Annotated in this window: 19 protein-coding genes; 9 read left to right on the top strand and 10 right to left on the bottom strand. The window is 45.2% G+C overall.

The annotated features are described in order from the left end of the window. Positions 1-61: 61 nt before the first annotated feature. From rfbB to L6475_RS10640, 4 genes are read right to left on the bottom strand one after another with little or no spacing between them, the layout of a single operon-like run. Positions 62-1,195 (bottom strand): dTDP-glucose 4,6-dehydratase, encoded by a 1,134-nt coding sequence (gene rfbB / locus L6475_RS10625; RefSeq protein WP_237819815.1) that lies wholly within the window; start codon positions 1,193-1,195, stop codon positions 62-64. 44 nt (positions 1,196-1,239) lie between these two features. Continuing rightward, on the bottom strand, positions 1,240-1,731 hold the full coding sequence (locus L6475_RS10630) for a metallophosphoesterase (protein ID WP_237819818.1): 492 nt from the start codon (positions 1,729-1,731) through the stop codon (positions 1,240-1,242). A gap of 13 nt (positions 1,732-1,744) precedes the next feature. Further along, entirely contained in the window at positions 1,745-2,374 is a 630-nt protein-coding gene (locus L6475_RS10635; protein WP_237819821.1) for an AAA family ATPase, read from the bottom strand. Beyond that, positions 2,352-3,719, bottom strand: coding sequence for an MATE family efflux transporter (locus tag L6475_RS10640; RefSeq protein WP_237819823.1), 1,368 nt, complete (start codon positions 3,717-3,719; stop codon positions 2,352-2,354). Before L6475_RS10640 ends, L6475_RS10635 begins: the two co-directional genes overlap by 23 nt. A gap of 152 nt (positions 3,720-3,871) precedes the next feature. Here L6475_RS10640 and L6475_RS10645 point away from each other — a divergent pair, with 152 nt between their 5' ends. From L6475_RS10645 to L6475_RS10660, 4 genes are all read left to right on the top strand, one after another. Next, positions 3,872-5,284, top strand: coding sequence for a S8 family serine peptidase (locus tag L6475_RS10645; RefSeq protein ID WP_237819825.1), 1,413 nt, complete (start codon positions 3,872-3,874; stop codon positions 5,282-5,284). 15 nt (positions 5,285-5,299) lie between these two features. Continuing rightward, a complete protein-coding gene (xseA, locus tag L6475_RS10650; protein ID WP_237819828.1) occupies positions 5,300-6,601 on the top strand; it encodes an exodeoxyribonuclease VII large subunit in 1,302 nt (433 codons plus the stop codon). Continuing rightward, a complete protein-coding gene (xseB, locus tag L6475_RS10655; RefSeq protein ID WP_237819830.1) occupies positions 6,598-6,780 on the top strand; it encodes an exodeoxyribonuclease VII small subunit in 183 nt (60 codons plus the stop codon). The genes xseA and xseB overlap by 4 nt, the downstream gene beginning before the upstream one ends. Before the next feature lie 89 nt (positions 6,781-6,869). After that, positions 6,870-7,886: a branched-chain amino acid aminotransferase gene (locus L6475_RS10660; protein WP_237819833.1), complete on the top strand. Its 1,017-nt coding sequence runs from the start codon at positions 6,870-6,872 to the stop codon at positions 7,884-7,886. 130 nt (positions 7,887-8,016) lie between these two features. Here L6475_RS10660 and L6475_RS10665 read toward each other — a convergent pair whose 3' ends face one another. After that, on the bottom strand, positions 8,017-8,556 hold the full coding sequence (locus L6475_RS10665; RefSeq protein WP_237819836.1) for a DUF805 domain-containing protein: 540 nt from the start codon (positions 8,554-8,556) through the stop codon (positions 8,017-8,019). 93 nt (positions 8,557-8,649) lie between these two features. Here L6475_RS10665 and trmB point away from each other — a divergent pair, with 93 nt between their 5' ends. Together trmB and L6475_RS10675 are read left to right on the top strand one after the other, a co-directional pair. Then, positions 8,650-9,420: a tRNA (guanosine(46)-N7)-methyltransferase TrmB gene (gene trmB / locus L6475_RS10670; protein ID WP_237819838.1), complete on the top strand. Its 771-nt coding sequence runs from the start codon at positions 8,650-8,652 to the stop codon at positions 9,418-9,420. A 6-nt stretch (positions 9,421-9,426) separates the two neighbouring features. Continuing rightward, positions 9,427-10,560 carry an Mrp/NBP35 family ATP-binding protein gene (locus tag L6475_RS10675; protein WP_237819841.1) on the top strand — a complete coding sequence of 378 codons (1,134 nt, stop codon included), beginning with the start codon at positions 9,427-9,429 and terminating at the stop codon, positions 10,558-10,560. Positions 10,561-10,593: 33 nt separating this feature from the next. Here the strand turns inward: L6475_RS10675 and L6475_RS10680 are convergent, their stop codons facing one another. Genes L6475_RS10680 through L6475_RS10700 form a run of 5 tightly spaced genes read right to left on the bottom strand, consistent with a single transcriptional unit; the run spans position 10,594 to position 16,501 of the window. Continuing rightward, on the bottom strand, positions 10,594-11,853 hold the full coding sequence (locus tag L6475_RS10680; RefSeq protein WP_237819844.1) for an ABC transporter permease: 1,260 nt from the start codon (positions 11,851-11,853) through the stop codon (positions 10,594-10,596). After that, positions 11,837-13,000, bottom strand: coding sequence for an ABC transporter permease (locus tag L6475_RS10685; RefSeq protein ID WP_237819847.1), 1,164 nt, complete (start codon positions 12,998-13,000; stop codon positions 11,837-11,839). The genes L6475_RS10680 and L6475_RS10685 overlap by 17 nt, the downstream gene beginning before the upstream one ends. A gap of 46 nt (positions 13,001-13,046) precedes the next feature. Next, positions 13,047-14,033: an HlyD family secretion protein gene (locus L6475_RS10690; protein ID WP_237819850.1), complete on the bottom strand. Its 987-nt coding sequence runs from the start codon at positions 14,031-14,033 to the stop codon at positions 13,047-13,049. A gap of 5 nt (positions 14,034-14,038) precedes the next feature. Further along, complete coding sequence (locus L6475_RS10695) at positions 14,039-15,592, bottom strand: TolC family protein (RefSeq protein ID WP_237819852.1); 1,554 nt, start codon at positions 15,590-15,592, stop codon at positions 14,039-14,041. A gap of 36 nt (positions 15,593-15,628) precedes the next feature. Further along, positions 15,629-16,501 (bottom strand): hypothetical protein, encoded by an 873-nt coding sequence (locus L6475_RS10700; RefSeq protein WP_370641601.1) that lies wholly within the window; start codon positions 16,499-16,501, stop codon positions 15,629-15,631. A 197-nt stretch (positions 16,502-16,698) separates the two neighbouring features. Here L6475_RS10700 and L6475_RS10705 point away from each other — a divergent pair, with 197 nt between their 5' ends. From L6475_RS10705 to L6475_RS10715, 3 genes are read left to right on the top strand one after another with little or no spacing between them, the layout of a single operon-like run. Beyond that, positions 16,699-16,926 (top strand): DUF4492 domain-containing protein, encoded by a 228-nt coding sequence (locus L6475_RS10705; protein WP_237819858.1) that lies wholly within the window; start codon positions 16,699-16,701, stop codon positions 16,924-16,926. Positions 16,927-16,941: 15 nt separating this feature from the next. Continuing rightward, positions 16,942-18,528, top strand: a complete 1,587-nt coding sequence (locus L6475_RS10710) for a cytochrome ubiquinol oxidase subunit I (protein ID WP_237819860.1) — start codon at positions 16,942-16,944, stop codon at positions 18,526-18,528. A gap of 29 nt (positions 18,529-18,557) precedes the next feature. Continuing rightward, positions 18,558-19,706, top strand: a complete 1,149-nt coding sequence (locus tag L6475_RS10715; protein ID WP_237824137.1) for a cytochrome d ubiquinol oxidase subunit II — start codon at positions 18,558-18,560, stop codon at positions 19,704-19,706. Positions 19,707-19,769 lie beyond the last annotated feature (63 nt).

A 19,769-nucleotide genomic window follows, 5' to 3' on the forward strand; every position in this document is an offset into this window, starting at 1 on the left:
TTTGACTATATTCTACAAATAACGTGAGAACGCCAGCTCTCCAGAAAGAGCTCGCCATACTCTATCGATTCTGATACATATTGTCGTAATACTTCTGATAGTCGCCGGAGGTGACATTGTCAAGCCATTCCTGATTGTCGAGATACCAGCGCACAGTCTTTTCTATGCCTTCTTCAAACTGGAGAGACGGCTCCCAACCAAGCTCACGCTGCAACTTCGACGAATCAATAGCATATCGCAGGTCGTGACCAGCACGATCGGTAACATAAGTAATGAGATCCATATCCTCACCTTCCTTACGTCCAAGGAGACGGTCAACGGTATTGATAACAACCTTGATGATATCAATATTCTTCCATTCATTGAAACCACCAATATTATATGTATCTGCAATCTTTCCTTTATGGAATATCAAATCAATAGCACGGGCATGATCCTCAACAAACAACCAGTCACGCACATTCTCACCCTTACCATAGACAGGCAATGGTTTGCGATGGCGTATATTATTAATAAAAAGAGGTATCAGTTTTTCGGGGAACTGATAAGGTCCGTAGTTATTCGAGCAGTTAGTCACCACAACAGGCATGCCATAAGTATCGTGGAAAGCACGTACAAAATGGTCGCTTGAAGCCTTTGAGGCGCTATAGGGAGAATGAGGATTATACTTTGTTGTTTCCAGGAAGAACTTATCGCCATAGGCCAGATGATGTTCTGCCGAAGAAGCCGTAGTAGTGAAAGGAGGTTCAATTCCCTCGGGATGTGTGAGCTCAAGAGCGCCATACACCTCATCGGTAGATATATGATAGAAACGCTTTCCCTCATATTTCTCAGGCAAAGACTCCCAATAGAGCTTTGCTGCCTGAAGGAGAGACAATGTGCCCATAACATTTGTCTTGGCAAAGGTAAAAGGATCCTTTATAGAACGGTCAACATGGCTCTCTGCTGCAAGATGAATAATACCGTCAACCTTTTTCTCCTGCATAAGTTTATAGAAAGCATCAAAGTCGCATATATCCATCTTAACAAACTCATAATTTGGCTTATTTTCAACATCTTTGAGGTTAGCCAGATTTCCTGCGTAGGTTAGTTTGTCAAGGTTAATAATATGATAGTCTGGATACTTGTTTACAAACAGACGTACCACATGGCTTCCTATAAAGCCAGCACCACCAGTAATTACAATGTTCTTCATACTAAAAACTCTTGATTATATTTTCCCTTATTTATATTTACTAATCAATCTCCTAAAGTAATAACTTCACAATCAGTGAATTTATTGCCTTCAATAGTCAATCTTATTAATGTTCGCTCTTTATGCCATCCCTGCATGCCAGCAGCTCCGGGATTAATGTGAAGCAAGTTCAATGTCTTATCGTATTTCACTTTGAGAATATGGGAATGACCTGCAACAAACAATTGAGGAGGCGAAGAGTAGAGCAATCCCCTTACAGAAGGATCGTAATTGCCTGGATATCCGCCTATATGCTTGATAAGCACATCGACATCCTCACACTTAAAACGGTTCAGCTCACGATACATAAGGCGCAGATCGCCACCATCACAATTACCGCACACAGCCCTGAAAGGCCGGAATTCTGCCAATCGTTCAGCCACTTCAACCGAGCCGATATCTCCTGCATGCCATATCTCATCACAGGGTTCGAAGTAATGCAAATATTTCGGATCCCAGTACGAATGAGTATCACTAATGATGCCAATCCTTTTCATTATCTTTAGACAATTAATCCGTTAATTGAAGTTTCTTTCTTACGAAATCAGCAATGATTCGTTCGGTTGCCTCAAAGCCTAAGAGTGAAGCATCGATACAGAGATCGTAACTAGCGGCATATCCCCATTGCTTTCCCGTATAATAGTTATAATATTCGGCACGATTCTTTTCTTTTTGCTCTATTATCTTTTTAGCCTCATCAGCAGAGATCCCCTTTGTCTCGGCCACAACATGAATACGTGTATCTAGGGATGCAGTGATAAACACATTAACAACGTTTGGATAATCACGCAACACATAGTCGGCACAACGCCCCAAAAACACACAAGAACCTTCATCAGCAGCCTTTCTTATAGCATCGCTCTGAAACTTAAACAGGCTTTCCTGGGAGAAGTTGTTCTGATAGAAATTGGTAGAGCCCACTCCATTGCCATAAGGAAGACTGAGGAAAGAACGGAGGAATCCCTTTCGTTCATCATTGCGCTTAAAGAATTCAGCTGAGAAGCCGCTCTCTTCAGCAGCCAGGTTTAGTAGTTCACGGTCGTAATACTTTGCATGGAACTCTTGAGCCAGCATTCGGCCAATTTCCAGTCCCCCAGCACCAAGCTGTCGACCAATGTTAATGATTATCTTTCTGTCCATAGACTTTAAATTTATTCAGATGCCACATCAAAACAGGTATGGTGATGACAAATGCTGCGAAATCGCTTGAAGGCATGGCGTACCACACTCCGTCAAGGCCCCATATTAATGGGAAGGAATAGGCCATCGGCAGTAGCATAAACAACTGACGCGAAAGCGACAGAAATATACTGATGCGTACTTTTCCGATACATTGAAAGAAATTAGTGATTACCGCCTGAGAGCCTACAACAAAGAACACCAACATATCAAGTTTGATGCCACGTGCGGCCAAGGCTATGAGAGTCTGATCGGTGGTAAAGATGCGAGCTATCTGCCAAGAGCAGAATACAGAGAGTGCCCATCCTACAAGAAGAATACTCGTAGCAACGGCAATAGCTATCCACAGACAGCGCAACATACGGTCGAACTTTTTGGCTCCATAGTTATAACCTACGATAGGCTGCATGCCTTGGGTCACACCAATCACGAACATAAAGAACATCATGACCACCGAATTAGCTATGGAATAAGCGCCAACCGCCATATCACCTCCGTAATGAACGAACTGATTGTTCATAAAGATAACAATCACACACGATGTGGCATTCATCAAAAAAGGAGAAACACCAATAGAGATAATATTACGTACTAAATCGGCTTTCAATTTATAGATACCCTTACGCAGATGAAGCAGTTCATTCTTATTGCTCAGAATAAACATCTGCCAGCACAAAGCCAATGTCTGCGAAAGTACAGTTGCTAATGCTGCACCACGAATCCCCCATCTGAACCACCACACGAAAGTGCATACCAGAATGACGTTGCACCCAACGGTAAACAGCGTGGCATACATAGCATGACGAGGTTTGCCAGCAGCTCGCAACACAGCATTCATTCCGAAATACATATGGGTAATCACATTACCAGCCAGAATCACCTGCATAAATTCACGGGCATAGGGCAAGGTCACCTCAGAAGCTCCAAAAAAATGAAGAATCGGATCAAGGAACACCAGGCACACCACCATAAATGCCAGTCCGATAATCAAGTTCAATGTAACTGTATTTCCTAATAGGTGCTGAGCCGTTTTGTAATCGCGCTGCCCCAATTTCACGCTAATACAAGTAGAAGATCCTACTCCTATAGCAGCGCCAAAGGCTGCGCTCAAGTTCATGAAAGGAAAAGTGATGCCAAGACCTGCGATTGCTTCAGGCCCTACCACCTGACCAATTACAGAACGGTCAATAATATTATATAGACTGGAAGCCACCATGGCCACCATAGCCGGCAGGGCATATTGCAAAAGCAGAATCCCCACAGGCTTTGTACCTAGTTCCAGTGCTGCTTGTTTACTATCATGCATAATCGCTGCAAAGTTACATCTTTTTTCCGATTCTGCAAAAATTCAATCCTTCATTTCATTCATGCTTTACTCACCCATTGCAAAATTTGGCTATATCAGAAAATAATCGTACCTTTGCCAACACTATCAAATACACAAAAAGCGTAAGTAATATGCGACAATCTATTCTTTGTTTGCTGGTTATCCTTTTCACTGTTGCATCCGTTGAAGCAAAAGTGAAATATCCAGGTTCCAAGACATATGCCTACCGATATTACCTCAACAACAAACAAGGCGGGAAATACACTCTTGACAAGCCAAGTCGTTTTCTCTCTATCAAGAGTCTGGAAAGAAGAAAACGACAAGGTCTCCAGATAGATTCTACCGATCTTCCCATTCCTGAGAGCATCATTTCCAGATTCCGTGTTAAAGGTGCTCATGTGTTAGGTACAAGCCGATGGAATAACACCATTCTTGTTAGTTCCACTGACTCTACTCTATTGAAACTTTTGGCTCAGTTACCTTGTGTCAAAGAAGCACGCATGGTATTTCAGTCACCCGACAGTTTGGACGAGCCCTATTCGGCTATTCGTCCTCGATTTCACGATCAGTTCAACCGTTGGGACACTCTTCGTGGCGATCCTATGGGCATGTCACGAACACAAATTGAAATGCTGGGAGGTGATCGTTTACACGACCTGAATCTCCGTGGAAAAGATATTACTATCGCTATTCTTGACGGTGGTTTCCAAAATGCAGACCGTCTCCAATGTTTTGCCAACACCCGGATTGTCGGCGAACACGATTTTGTAAATCCTGCTACCGAAGGACGTCTTTACGGAGGTATCGATCATGGCACGAAAGTATTGTCTGTTCTTGCAGCCGAAGCCCCTGAAGTAATGATTGGAACCGCCCCCGATGCCAACTACTGGCTTTTACGCTGCGAAGACTGTTGCACAGAGATGCCTATCGAAGAAGACTATTGGACGATGGCGGCTGAGTTTGCCGATTCCGTAGGTGTAGACATCATCAATTCGTCACTCGGTTATAATGAATACGACAATCGCATGGGCAGTTATCACATAAAAGACCTTGACGGACAAACTGCCATGATTTCACACTCTGCCTCCTTGCTAGCCCAGAAAGGCATCATTCTTTGCAACTCTGCCGGTAATTCCGGTATGGGCTCATGGAAAAAGATTACCGTTCCTGCCGATGCTTTTGACATCATCACCGTCGGAGCCATCAACCAAGAAGGCATGAACGCCCCATTCTCAAGTATTGGTCCTACCCAAGACGGTCGTGTAAAGCCTGATGTTGTGGCCTTAGGCAGTGGTACCACCCTTATTTCAGGAAGAGGAACATTGATTCACGATATGGGAACTTCTTTCTCCACCCCTATCGTATGTGGCCTGGTTGCCTGCTTGTGGCAAAGTCTTCGCGAAAAGACCGCACTGGAAATTATCAAGTTGGTGAGAGAGAGCAGTTCTCAATATGAAACGCCCGACAACATCTTCGGTTATGGTCTTCCCGACTTTTGGAAAGCCTACACAACTGGAAAAGGAGATGGTAAGAGGAAAAAGTAAAAGCGAAAATTAAGAATGGAAACGCTTTCATTATACGAACTGAACTCATTAGTACGCGAGGTACTGGAGGCAGAACTGACTCACGAATACTGGGTTGAAGCCGAGCTATCAGAGGTTCGCGAGTCAAAAGGACATTGCTATATGGAGTTGGTACAGAAAGACGAGTTTTCCAACACCCCTATAGCCAAAGCATCTGCCAAATGCTGGCGTTCAACATGGAGCATGATTCAACCCCACTTTGAGCGCGTCACCGGCCAGCACCTTCATGCAGGTATGAAAGCGCGACTGAAAGTGTACGCCCAGTTTCATGAGGCTTTTGGCTTTTCCTGGATTGTTACCGATATAGATCCCAACTTCACTTTAGGCGATTTAGCCCGACGCCGTCAGGAGATTATTGCAAAATTGAAGCAAGAAGGCATCTTCGACCTGCAAAAAGAACTTTTCCTCCCCTTATTCTGTCAACGCATTGCAGTTATCTCGAGTGCTTCCGCAGCTGGCTTTGGTGATTTTTGCAAGCAGCTTTCGGAAAGCGGTTTCTGCTTTGAGCCCGTTTTGTTCCCTGCCATCATGCAGGGTGAACAGGTTGAGCAAAGTATTATCGAAGCACTTGAGCATATATATCAAGAGTGCGAAGGCTCTGGAGTAATAGGATATGATGCTGTTGTCATCATCCGTGGTGGAGGTGGAACGGCCGACTTAAGCGGCTTTGACACGTTGGCCTTAGCAGAGCATGTCGCCCAATTTCCCATACCCATTATCACAGGCATTGGTCACGACCGCGACGAATCGGTGCTCGACATGGTATCCCATCTGCGGGTAAAAACGCCCACTGCTGCTGCTGCTTTTCTCATTGAGCGCCTTCAACAGGTCATGAACCGAATAGACCATGCCGAGCAACACATCGCACTGTCTGCCCAAAACAGAATTTCAAATCTGAAACTTCAGTTCTCAAATCTTGCTCAACGTATTCCGCCCCTTTTCTCTTTAGTAAAGACACGCCATGAAGCAAGTTTACAGCAGCTGTCCACCCGACTATCAAACATCCTTTTCAACCGTTTGGAAAAGGAATCTGTCAAAATACAGTCTTACGATACCCAACTATCAAACGCCGTCAGTCAGCAATTGCTAAAAGAACAACATCGACTAGAGATGCTTGAACAACGCACAAAAGCACTCGATCCACAATTACTACTGAAACGCGGCTATAGTATCACCTTGCACAATGGAAAAACAGTCCGCAATCCAATAGAATTGCAGAAAGGTGACGAGATAGAGACAAGACTAGAAAAAGGAATCATCAAATCCGTTGTAAAATGAAATACGAAGAAGCACTTCAACAATTAGAAACCATCGTTCGCAAGATGGAACAAGGCGAGTTTGACGTGGACGAACTCACCGAGCAACTTAAAACGGCACAACAGCTCATCAAGCTTTGCCGCGACAAGTTAACAAAAACTGACGCAGAAATCAAGAAGATTTTAGACAAATGCGAATAAAACAGTAGAAAATTTGGTCATTTCGCTTTTTTCGTCTACCTTTGCGCAACAAATTGTTACAAGAAACGTAAGCAACAACAACAATTGATATGAAGAACTTAGATTGGGCAAATCTGTCTTTCGGTTACATGAAGACAGATTACAATGTGCGGTGTTATTACCGCGATGGTAAGTGGGGCGAGATTGAAGTCTGCTCCGACGAGTATCTGAAACTTCACATGGCAGCCACCTGTCTGCACTACGGTCAGGAAGCTTTCGAAGGTTTGAAAGCTTACCGTTGTAAGGATGGTAAAGTGCGTGTCTTCCGTGTAAAAGACAATGCTGAGCGTTTACAGAGCACTTGCCGTGGCATCCTGATGCCTGAAGTTCCCACCGAGTTGTTTGAAGAGATGGTAAAGAAAGTGGTTCGTTTAAACCAGGAGTGGATTCCCACCTATGAGAGCGGAGCCACACTCTATATCCGTCCGTTGCTCATCGGCACCAGTGCACAAGTAGGTGTTCATCCCTCAAAAGACTATTGTTTCCTTATATTTGTAACTCCCGTAGGTCCATACTTTAAGGGAGGTTTCTCTTCAAACCCTTATGTCATTGTTCGCGACTATGACCGTTCGGCTCCTCTCGGCACAGGTAAGTACAAGGTAGGTGGCAACTACGCCGCTTCTCTCTTTGCCAACAACCTGGCTCACGAGAAAGGCTATGCCTGCGAATTCTATCTTGACGCAAAAGAAAAGAAATACATTGACGAATGTGGTGCCGCCAATTTCTTTGGTATCAAAGACAATACCTATATCACACCGAAGTCAACCTCTATCCTCCCCTCTATCACCAACAAGAGTCTGATGCAGGTAGCTGAAGACTTAGGATTGAAAGTAGAGCGTCGCCCCATCCCCGAGGAAGAATTGGAGACCTTCGAGGAAGCAGGTGCCTGCGGAACAGCTGCTGTTATTTCACCTATTTCTTATATTGACGACCTTGAAACTGGCAAGCGTTACGATTTCGGAGCTCAGCCTGGTCCAATCTCAAAGAAGTTGTTCGACACCCTGCGTGGTATTCAGTACGGCGAAATTGAAGACAAGCACGGATGGACAACCGTAGTGATTGAATAATATCGCTATAGAATATAATAAAAGGACGCAATCCTATGAATCATTCAGGAATGCGTCCTTATTTTTTATAATATGTATCCTATATCTAAAGGATCATCTAAATCTAAAGGCTCGTCCAAGCGTTCCCTGTTCACTCAGCTTCAGCCTCGTCTGCTACATACTTTGGAGAATCACCATATTCATTGGCTTCACGTTTGCCATCAAGACAGCAGAAAATCACTACAATCAGTGAAACGATTGAGAACAGCAAAGATAAAAGTCCAATAATGATAAAAGGAGAGGGATCCTTTTCTATCATCTTTTCCAATCCGTTTGAACCGCTAACCAAAAAAGTGGTCATTATCTGTGTACCAGGAATAAAGATTGCCATATTCATCATTATTCCAAAGGCAAAACTCAAATAGACCCAAATAGCGCTTTTTCCAACATCATGCAATCGACGGGCAGTAGCGCTAAGCCCAAAACACATCACTAAAATTTGAGCAAGTGCCGAAACCATTGGTATAACAGACAAAACGCTGCTCACCACATAATTGACAATCATAATGATGAGCATCCAATACCAGAACTCAGACCGGCGGCTGCGTCCGCTAAAGTCTGTCAATCTGTGAGATGCCAATTTAATAGCATCAGCAAACTCCAAAGTGGGAATAATTTTGTAATTTGACATTGCAGTATATTATTAAAGTTAAGATTCATTGAATGACTATTGCAAAAGTAACAAAAAAAGCGTACCTTTGCAGTCAAATTGCATTTTTTAACTATGGGTAAAGGGAAATTAGCCAAGTTTGCCGACATGGAAACTTACGAGAACGTATTCCAGTATCCGTTCTCAGTAATTTCTGACGTACCTTTTGAAATGAAAGGGCATTGGCACGAACAATATTTTAAGAACAACAATCCCATTGTTCTGGAATTGGGGTGCGGCAAAGGAGAATATACAGTAGAGCTGGCTAAGCTCTATCCTGACATGAACTTCATTGGCGTCGATATCAAAGGAGCTCGCATGTGGACAGGTGCCACTTTAGCTTTGAAAGAAGGGCTAAAGAATGTTGCTTTTCTTCGCACCAGTATTGAGATTATCGACCGTTTTTTTGCTGAGGATGAAGTACAGGAAATCTGGCTCACCTTCAGCGATCCACAAATGAAGAATCCACGCAAGCGACTCACTTCAACCTACTTCATGGAACGCTACCGTCATTTCTTGATTAATAATGGTATCGTTCACCTGAAAACAGATTCTAATTTCCTTTTCACCTATACTACCTACATGGTGGAAAAGAATGAACTACCTGTACTTTTCCGTACCGAAGATTTGTATCACACTGAAGGTATAGACGAAGAGACCCGAAAGATTCTCTCCATCCAGACCTATTATGAATCGATGTGGATAGCCCGTGGACTGAACATCAAGTATATGAAGTTCAACCTGCCTCGTGAAAAAGAATTGCAGGAGCCTGACGTTGAAATAGAACTCGATGACTACCGTTCCTACCATCGTACCAAGCGAAGCAGTCTTGACAAAGCAAAATAAATCATTATGACACTATATCCAAAACTTATTATGGATGCGCTGGCTACTGTAACGTATGCCGGCACGAAGAAAAATCTTGTAGAAAGCGAGATGGTGGCTGATCAGCCCACTGTCACCCCACTCAATCCCCCTGTTGAGGGAATGAACTGGAAGGTGAACGTAGTCTTGCTATTCCCTCGTGACACCGATCCGTTCCTGAAATCTACGGTAAAAGCAGCTGAGGCTGCTATCAAGTATCATTGCGGAAAGGATGTAGAAATCAATATTGAGACCGAATTTAAGACGAAGCCACGTCCTGAAGTAGGCAAACTACTCCCTGGAGTGAAGAACATTATTGCAGTGAGCAGTGGCAAAGGAGGCGTTGGCAAGAGCACTGTATCAGCCAATCTGGCTATTTCGCTGGCTCGATTAGGCTACAAAGTTGGACTACTCGACACAGACATCTTTGGTCCTTCAATGCCCAAGATGTTTAATTGCGAGGATGCTCGTCCGTATGCTGTAGAAGTGGATGGTCGCCAACTGATTGAACCTATCGAACAATACGGGGTGAAACTACTCTCTATCGGATTCTTTGTAAATCCCGAAACAGCCACCCTTTGGCGTGGCGGCATGGCCACCAACGCTTTGAAACAGCTTATAGCCGATGCTAACTGGGGCGAATTGGACTATTTCATCCTCGACACTCCTCCAGGCACCAGCGACATTCACCTCACTCTTTTACAAACATTGGCCATCACAGGCGCCGTCATTGTGAGCACTCCACAGCAGGTGGCTCTTGCCGATGCCCGAAAGGGAATAGACATGTATCGCAATGATAAAGTCAACGTGCCTATCCTTGGACTCATTGAAAACATGGCATGGTTCACTCCCGCTGAACTGCCCGAGAACAAATACTACATTTTCGGCAAAGAGGGATGTAAGAAGCTGGCTGAAGAAATGCAGGTACCCCTCCTCGCACAGATTCCACTTGTACAGAGTATCTGTGAAAGTGGCGACAATGGTGCCCCAGCAGCCACCAACATCGAGACCATGACAGGCCAGGCCTTCCTCAATCTTGCCCAGGCTGTTGTCACAGTAGTGAACCGCCGCAACAAGGAATTGCCCAAGACACAGATTGTTGGTTTAAACAAGAGTGAATGAATAAAAGAATAAAGGTTGACGCTTGGTCAACCTTTATTCTTTTTCATTATTTTGTTCTTGCTTTGCCATTCGCTGTTCTTTCTTCTCTGACAACCGCTCCAGCATATTCTTACGAGATTGGTTAATCTGATGGCGATAGACCATTGTAGCTACAAAGAAATAGATAATTGTATGAATCCAAAGAATACGGTACTCATCAATCACATCATACAAAGAAGCCCCCATAGAGCATAGACGCACATAGGCTCGGGCAGCAAAGGTTGATGGGAAAATCCACGACACGCCTTGCCAGAAGCCCGGGATATTGGATTGCGGCCAACTGACACCCGTCATAAACAAAAGCGGAATTGACACAAAGACCATCATCAGCATAACGTTCTCACGATATTTCACCATACACGAAACCGTCATTCCAAAGAACACACAAGCAAGGGTATATGGCAGCATAATCATAAAGATGGACCATGCAGAAGCCAGATGCGGGAAGTTAAACATGCGCGGAACGGCAATGGTAAGCCAAGTACCCATTACGGCATAAATCATGAAATAGCACAGCGCCTTACCCCAGACAATACGCATCACGCCATGATAGTGACGGCTCACAGGCACGAGCCAACCGTAGCGGCTCTTCTCGCGTGTTGTTCCTGCAGAAAGACCAATGCCCAATGCCATTGTCTGCTGCAGAATAAGGATAAGTACCGCCATCAAAATAGAAGAGCCATAACCGCCAGAAGGATTGAAAAGCGCCACCTCGTCATAATCCAGAGGTTTCGTCGCTATCTCTGCCTCGCGATCCGTATAGCTACCACCCAACTTTTTCTTTAACTCCGTGCCCAATTCCATGCTGACCATCTGGGCCGTTTGGTACACCGCTTTATAGGCCAGCATCAAACTCATGTCACAATAAACACTTACCGTGGTCTGTTCCATACGGCCTAATTTCTCATCGAAATCTGGCGGGAAATAATAGATACCACGAACAAGTTGTCGGGAAATCAGTGATTTTCCTTCATCGATATCCTGCGCATAATAGGCAATTTTCACATCAGGCGAGGCATCGCACATGCGGATAAACTGGCGTGAGAGTGAAGAATGGGAATCATCCACCACTACAACAGGCACCTCACGTACCACCTCATTATTGTATATCCACGAATAGATAAGCGGATAAGCCAATGGTGTCACGAAGAAAAAGATGACCACACCCTCATCGCGAAACACCTGCTTCATCTCTTTCCACCAAACGTAGCAGATATCAACCAATCCTTCGTATGCTTTATGGAATATAGACATAATAGAGCATTGCATTTTTAATCTTCTTCACCACGAGCCAAGGCAACATCATAAAGGCTACCAGCGCCACGAAATGGAACCAAGCCTCCAACAGCGGATAGCCGTTGAACACGCAAATCTGATAGAGCATGAAATAATGGCGCAGAGGAAATAGCCACGACAAACTCTGCAGAGGCGCATCCATCGCCATCAGCGGAAAAGCAGCGCCACACATAGAAAAACTCAATACGCTCCATAGTGAACAGACACTCATGGACATACGCAACGATGGCATCAGTCCGAAGACGAAGATACCGAAACCCTGAGCTGCCAACACCTGCATGAGAGCCAGCAGTACGAGCATAAACGCAGAACCATTGTGAGGGAAGCCTAAGTGCAGGAACACATACCATTCATAGAAGAACACCATAGCCAGATAGACCAACAATTGTGGCAGGAATTTTCCTATCAGCGCTACCAACATGTTTCCGTCGGCCATTTTCACCCATTCCTTTGAAGTATTAAATTTCAACTCATTACCCAATGAATAGGCTGATATCAAAGAAATGAACAACATGAATAGTCCCGGCACCATCATAGTGGTAAGATAGGAATTATAGCTGGACCACGGGTTACTTATCTGATGAAGATCAACAGTGATTGGTTGCAATGCTGTCTGAATCTGAGCATCCGTTGCTCCACGTGCCTTCAGCATAGCCTGTCCCACTGCTGCCGACCCCAGCGTTGAAATGGTCTTCAAGTCCTTCATCACCATAGAACCGGCCGACAGTGATGTATTTGAATAGTAGAATGATATCTTTGGCTGACGGTTCGCCAGCAAATCATCGGTTGTTCCTTTCGGGATATAAAGGAAACCATATATCTCATTGCGCTGCATGGCATTGCGGGCCTCAGCCACACTTGGATAATGAGCCACAACATCCGTCATCTGGAATCCATCCAGTCTGTGTGCCAGCGAACGTGTTGTAGAAGTATTGTCCAGGTCAACAACAGCCACTGGGAGCGACTGAGGCAGTCCTTCGTCGAGCAAGGTTGTGAAGAACACAACTGTCAGCAGCGGGAAAAAGACCATACACATCCCATAGATACGATTATGATGTATAATCTGTATCTCGCGCATCATGACATCAAAGAGTCGTTTCCACATAGGCTCCTTCAGAACTTATATTTCTTAACCCCTACCCTCAGTAGTCTTAGTTTTTAATAATCAAGGACATGCCTGGACGCAGACCTTCAAGTGTCTCAACAGGACGAGCTTTCACCTCGAAAGTCTTCAAATCAAACTGTCCATTAGCCTTGGTAGCTTTCCAAACGGCATACGAGCCCTGATCCTTCAAATAGTACACCTTCATCTTGATGGTCTTGTCGAAAGCGGGTACGAAAGCCTCAAACTCAGTACCGATCTGCATGCCATTCAACTGGTCTTCACGTACATTGAATGTGCCCCACATATCGTCCATCATAGAAATGGTCATAATAGGACTACCCGTTCCCACGAGTTCACCGACCTTAGGATAGATACTGCTCACTTCGCCTTCCATCTGAGCCAGCTGGACAGTCTCACCAATGTAGGAATTAACCTCGGCAACAGCACCTTTTGCACGACTCACCTGAGCCTGGGCGGCCATTTTCTCTTCACGACGAGCGCCGTTGACAGCCATTTCATACTGGCTCTTGGCTGCTTCATAAGTAGCCTCCATTGCCTTGTAGTTGGCATACACCTCGTCACGTTTCTGAGCACTCATCACGCCTTCATCGAACAAGCGCTGTATTCGATTATATGATTTTTCAGCAATCTCCAGACCAGCCTTTGCCTTCTGCAACATCTGATAGGCACCCTGAACCTGTTCCTGACGGGCACCGTTCTGCGCCATCTGCTCCATGGCCGAAGCTGCACTCTCTGCCCCTTGTGCCTGCTGCATCTTGGCCATCACCTCTGGAGCATCGAGAATGGCAAGCGTATCGCCCACTCTCACATAATCGCCTTCTTTCACTCTGATTTCAAGAATACGACCAGGAACTTTACTTGACACACGATATTCCGACACTTCTACCTGTCCCTGAACAAGTTCGGGATCACGGCCTAATGCAAAGAAGCCAATAAGTCCCATTAAAATAACGACAATCACAAAACCGAGGATTGCGTATAAGATATTCTTATGTTGTGTAGTTGCTGACATGATTATTATTGTTTAATTGTTAAAGTTCCTTGTACTTTCTGTAAATCAACGGCGCTCATCAACACATCAATCTGTGCATCTATCAACTGCGATTTTGCCTGAAGCCATGCAGTCTGAGCTTCCATTACCGTTGCAGGAGTGATAACGCCCTCAGCAAATCCCAGGTTTGCCATGCGCAGGTTCTCGTCGGCCTTTTCAACGCTTGTCTTGGCCATCGTCAAACGCTTGTTTGACTCTTCTGCCTTGAAAGCAGTCTGATTGGCCTGCAGTTCAACCTTTTCCCTGGCTTCATCCAATTCCAGCGTAGCAATGGCTGAAGCCCCTTTTGAGGCACGCACCTTATAGGCCACATCGCCCCAGTTCCATAATGGTACGCGAACCAGCACGCCAACATTCCAACAGCCCTTGAACTTTTTCTCAAAACCGTTGTACACGCTTGGATTACTGATGAGATAGCCACCCGTCAAGGCAACCATAGGCAGATTGCCAGCCTTTAGTATATTGGTAGCCTGACGACTCATATCAACAGTATTCTCAAGCATTTTCAGTTCAGGACGATTTGAAATGGCTCCTTCCACATTGAGTTCAGGCAGTACAGTCTCTACGTTCAAGTCATCAGCATTCTCATCGGCCAAGACGATTTCTGAATTCATGGGAAGGCCCACAGTCTGACAGAGAAGCATCTTTGACAGCACCAGTCCATCATTAACCTTCTGGACAGCCATCTCGGCCTCGTTTACCTTCACGCTGACAGTCAATCCGTCACTTCTCGTGGCCACACCTTCAGCAATCATCTTCTGCACATCGCCATCCAATTTCTGCACAACCTCAAGGAAACTCTGAGCAAGGCGTTTCTTATGGTTCAGCGACACAACCTGCCAATAGATCTGGTCAACAGAATAAATCACACTTTGTTGACGTGCCTCCGCAGAGTTGCGGGCAAAATCTTCACCCAAATTTGCCAGTTTATTCAAAGCGACGATACTTCCGCCCATAAACAGCGGCTGAATAGCCATCACCGAACCGGCCCACACATTGCGCGTATCAGTACGGAAAGCATCTACAATCTTCTGTCCTTCGGCATTGATGGCATTTCGGGCAGGATCCATTCCAGACATCACCTGGTTCTGCAGTCCCTTCAGGTCATTACCAACCTTTGCCATTGCTGCGGGCGACAGTCCCATATCCGAAAGAATAGTGGTCACGCCATTATTCAACGAAGTAAGGCCATTGCCTGCCACGCCCACCAAGCCATCGCCCAATCCTGAGAGCGTGGCTTTCTGATCATCGTTCAGGATCGATATTTCCTCGCTTGTAAACTGGTATGTTCCCATAGCCGAGATATGCGGCAGATACTTTGTCCGTGCCGATTTTCTCAGATTTCGGGCAACGTCCTGTTTGATGCGCGACACATCCATCTGCTTGTTGCTACGCAAAGCCATCGCTCGGCAACTGTCGAGCGTCAGCACCTGCTGAGCTGTTGCAGTAAGAGGCATGAGTGTCAGGAAGCATAAAGGCAACAGCCTCAATGCTTTCTTTTCTATTACCTTCTGATTCATTTTCATTAGCATATTGTTTTTAAGTCTCGCAAGTATCTATTTAAAGGTGAAAGTCCGTGAACCGATCATATTTCCGTCAGAGAAGATACTGATGCGATAGTCGCCGGCAGCAAGGAACTCATTCACATTCCAGTATGCAGCCACAGCCACTTCTTCACCAGTGTATTCAACAGATTTTTTCATGGAGTACTCAATCTTCTTATTCTCATAGTCGAAGAGACCACCATTCAAGACAGTACCATTCGGTGTCTGAATCCGTATGTAAACAGTACGCATGCCATTGGCAGCAGTCACATTCTTGGTAATACGGAAGCTCACTTCTATCTGCTTGCAGTCCTTTACTTTCTTAGCAACCTTTCCGCGTTTGTTCAGCAGACTCATATTGATACCTGTGGCATCCAATTGGGCAGCAATAGCAACTTTCTCGCTGAGGGTAGCTTTCTCATTCTGAAGTCCGGCCACCTCACGGTTGCTCTGAGCCAGCTCGCCTCTTATCTGCTGATTCTCATTGCGGAGTGTCTCATTCACCTGATTCAACGAGTCAACCTGACGGATAAAACTACGCAACACCTCGCGAACAGTAGCCAGCTCCTTTTTCAGTCGGGCAATCTCTCGTGCGTCAGCCGCTTTTGTCTGCTTCAACTCTTCCAACAACTGTTGGGTGCGTAATTGTTCCTGTGTCAACTGGGCCACCAGCGAGTCGTTGTTGATCTGAGTCATCATTTCACTATATTGCAAGGTAAAACGCTCATACTCGTTTTCCATCTCCTGCTTGTCCAATTCAGCAAGTTCCATCATCTCCTCGTTCACCTGTTTCTGCTGCTGCAATCCAACAAACGACCATACGGCAACAATGGCAAACAAAACTACAGCCACAACGGCTGCTGCTATCCATATTTTCTTCATCAATTACTATTATTTCTGTAAAAATTGTGTACAAAAGTACATTATTTATAATGAATCACAAAAGAAAAACGAAATAATCCGCAAAAAATATCAATTCTTTTTGTAATAATTCAGTTTTTTGTTCATTTTGTCGACTAAAATTTGGTTGTTTAAAATAAAATAAATATCTTTGCGACAGTAACCTCAAAACAACTATTTTTATGCGCAAAGACAATATTCTTTATCGCGCCTTTGATCTCTACTACGATGGATTCCGCCACATGACTTTAGGAAAAAAACTTTGGGCAATTATTATAATCAAACTTTTTATCATTTTTGCCATACTGAAAGTATTCTTCTTTCCCAATTTCATTGGTCAGCATGCCGAAGAGGGAGAGGAGGATCAGTTTGTTGCTACTGAATTAATAAATCGTTCTACTGCTCACTAACTACAATCTAAGCATATGCAAAACATTATTCTCAACATCGACGCAGGAACCATTGACTGGAGCCGCGCGCAGTTTGCCCTTACAGCTATCTACCACTGGATATTCGTTCCGCTCACACTGGGCTTGGCTGTTATCATGGGCATTGTTGAAACATGCTATTATCGCACTAAGAAGCGTTTTTGGAAAGACACGGCCAAATTCTGGCAGAAACTCTTCGGCATCAATTTCGCCATGGGTGTTGCCACAGGCATCATCTTGGAATTTGAGTTTGGTACAAACTGGTCTAACTATTCGTGGTTTGTTGGCGACATTTTCGGTGCGCCCCTTGCCATTGAAGGCATTCTGGCCTTTTTCATGGAGAGCACCTTTGTAGCCGTCATGTATTTTGGTTGGAAGAAAGTTTCTCCCGGATTCCATCTGGCTTCCACCTGGCTCACCGGTCTTGGTGCCACAATCTCTGCCTGGTGGATTCTCGTGGCCAACGCATGGATGCAAAATCCTGTGGGATGTGCCTTTAATCCTGATACCATGCGACACGAGATGGTTGATTTCATGGCCGTTGCCTTTTCGCCTTTCGCCATCGGCAAATTTTTCCATACAGTAATATCCAGTTGGATAGTAGGTGCGGTATTTGTGATAGCCGTATCTTGCTGGTACCTGATGAAGAAGCGTGAACAGAAGCTGGCTGTCGAGAGTATCAAGATTGCCTCACTGGTAGGCCTTTTCGCTGCGTTGGGCGCTGCCTTCACCGGTCATATTTCTGGTCAGCAGGTGGCTAAGTGCCAGCCTATGAAACTGGCTACAATGGAGGCCCTTTACAATGGTGGCACCGAGCAGGGGCTGACGGCCATTGCCTTGATAAACCCGTTCAGCCAGCCCGACTACGAGCACGAAAAAGAGCCTGCGCTAAAAATCGACCTGCCTTTTGCCCTGAGTATCATGGCTACAAACAGTCCTCATGGATATGTACCCGGCATCAATGATCTGTTGAACGGCTTTACTCGTCCTGACGGTACACAGGAGCCTTCGGTTGAAGAGAAGATGGAACGAGGACGGATGGCTATTCAGGCTCTGGCCAGTTACAGGCGTTCGAAAGCAGAAGGCGCCCCTAAAGATGTGCTCAACTCACAGTTATCTATTCTCAATGCCAACATGGCTTATTTTGGCTATGGATATATTCGTGACAGGAATGAGGTAGTCCCTTCTATTCCTGTGAATTTCTGGGCATTCCGCATCATGGTAGGATTAGGTTGTCTGTTCATCCTTTTCTTTGCAGCCCTTGCTGCTTCTTCATGGAAGTTCCCCAAGAAGTTAATGTCCAGTCGCGACATCACAGCCCTCCCCTCTTGGCACTATTGGCTGGCCATCATCATGGTTCCGCTGGCCTATATAGCCAGTGAGAGCGGTTGGCTCGTGGCAGAGTTCGGGCGTCAGCCATGGACCATTCAGGACATGCTGCCCACCTGGGCTGCCGTAAGCGATTTGCACTCCAGCAGTGTGATCACCACTTTCATCATCTTCCTAGTTCTCTTCACCACCATGCTGGCTGTGGAGATAAGTATTCTGCTCAAGCAAATCAAAAAAGGACCGGGAGCAAACTGATTATTTACCGATAATAGTTTTTAGTTATGATTACATACACCTTTTTGCAACACTACTGGTGTTTCATCGTATCACTATTAGGAGCGCTGTTGGTTTTTCTGCTTTTCGTTCAAGGAGCCAATTCAGTAGCGCGCTCGTTGGGCTATACTGACGAGGGAACGAGACTTGTCTATAATTCCACAGGCAGAAAGTGGGAGTTCACATTTACTACACTCGTCACCTTTGGCGGTGCTTTCTTCGCGTCTTTCCCATTGTTCTACTCTACCAGTTTCGGAGGTGCCTACTGGCTATGGATGCTCATTCTTTTCACTTTCGTCCTACAGGCAGTGAGCTATGAGTTCCAAAACAAGATAGGTAATTTCCTTGGTCCAAAGACATTCCAGTTTTTCCTCACCTTGAATGGCATTTTCGGTCCATTCCTTCTGGGATGTGCCGTTGCCACTTTCTTTGAGGGGTCAAACTTCATTGTAGAGAAAGACAACCTCATTGACGCAAATGCCTTGACACCTGTCATCAGCCATTGGGCCAACGCTTCTCACGGCCTTGACGCCCTTCTCAATCCATGGGTACTGGTGTTTGGACTGGCGGTGATGTTCCTGGCAAGAGTATTGGGTATTCTCTATATTATAAATAATGTGAACGACGAGAATATACGCTCACGCGGCACTGCCCGCCTTATCGGTGCGGCCATCCCCTTCGTCATGCTGTTTGTAACCTATGTGATACACCTGCTACTAAAAGACGGCTTTGCTGTTCATCCCTCTACTGGGACCATCTATATGGAACCCTACAAATATCTGAACAACTTTCTGGACATGTGGTATCTCTTGGCTGGTTTCCTTCTGGGTGTGTTATTGGTACTCTTCGGAATTGCAAGGACTATATTCAGCAAAAAGGACATTTGTGGAATATGGTACTCTGGCATCGGTACTGTTCTCACCGTTCTCTCGCTGTTGCTCTGCTCAGCCTGGAACAATACGGCTTATTATCCCTCTACAGCCGATCTTCAGTCATCGCTGACGCTGACCAACAGCTGTAGCAGTGAGTTTACCCTGCGCACCATGTTCTACGTATCGTTCCTGGTACCGTTTGTACTGGCATATATTGTTTACTGCTGGCACAAGATTGATGCGAAGAAACTTGACCTGGAAGAAATCCAAAACGACCACGCCTATTAACAAGTGGACATCTCTATGAGGACATGTTATTGAAGCGTTTATTTGGTAGTTTAATAATAATGT

The sequence above is a fragment of the Prevotella sp. E9-3 genome (assembly GCF_022024015.1).
In the GTDB taxonomy this organism is placed as follows: Bacteria; Bacteroidota; Bacteroidia; order Bacteroidales; family Bacteroidaceae; genus Prevotella.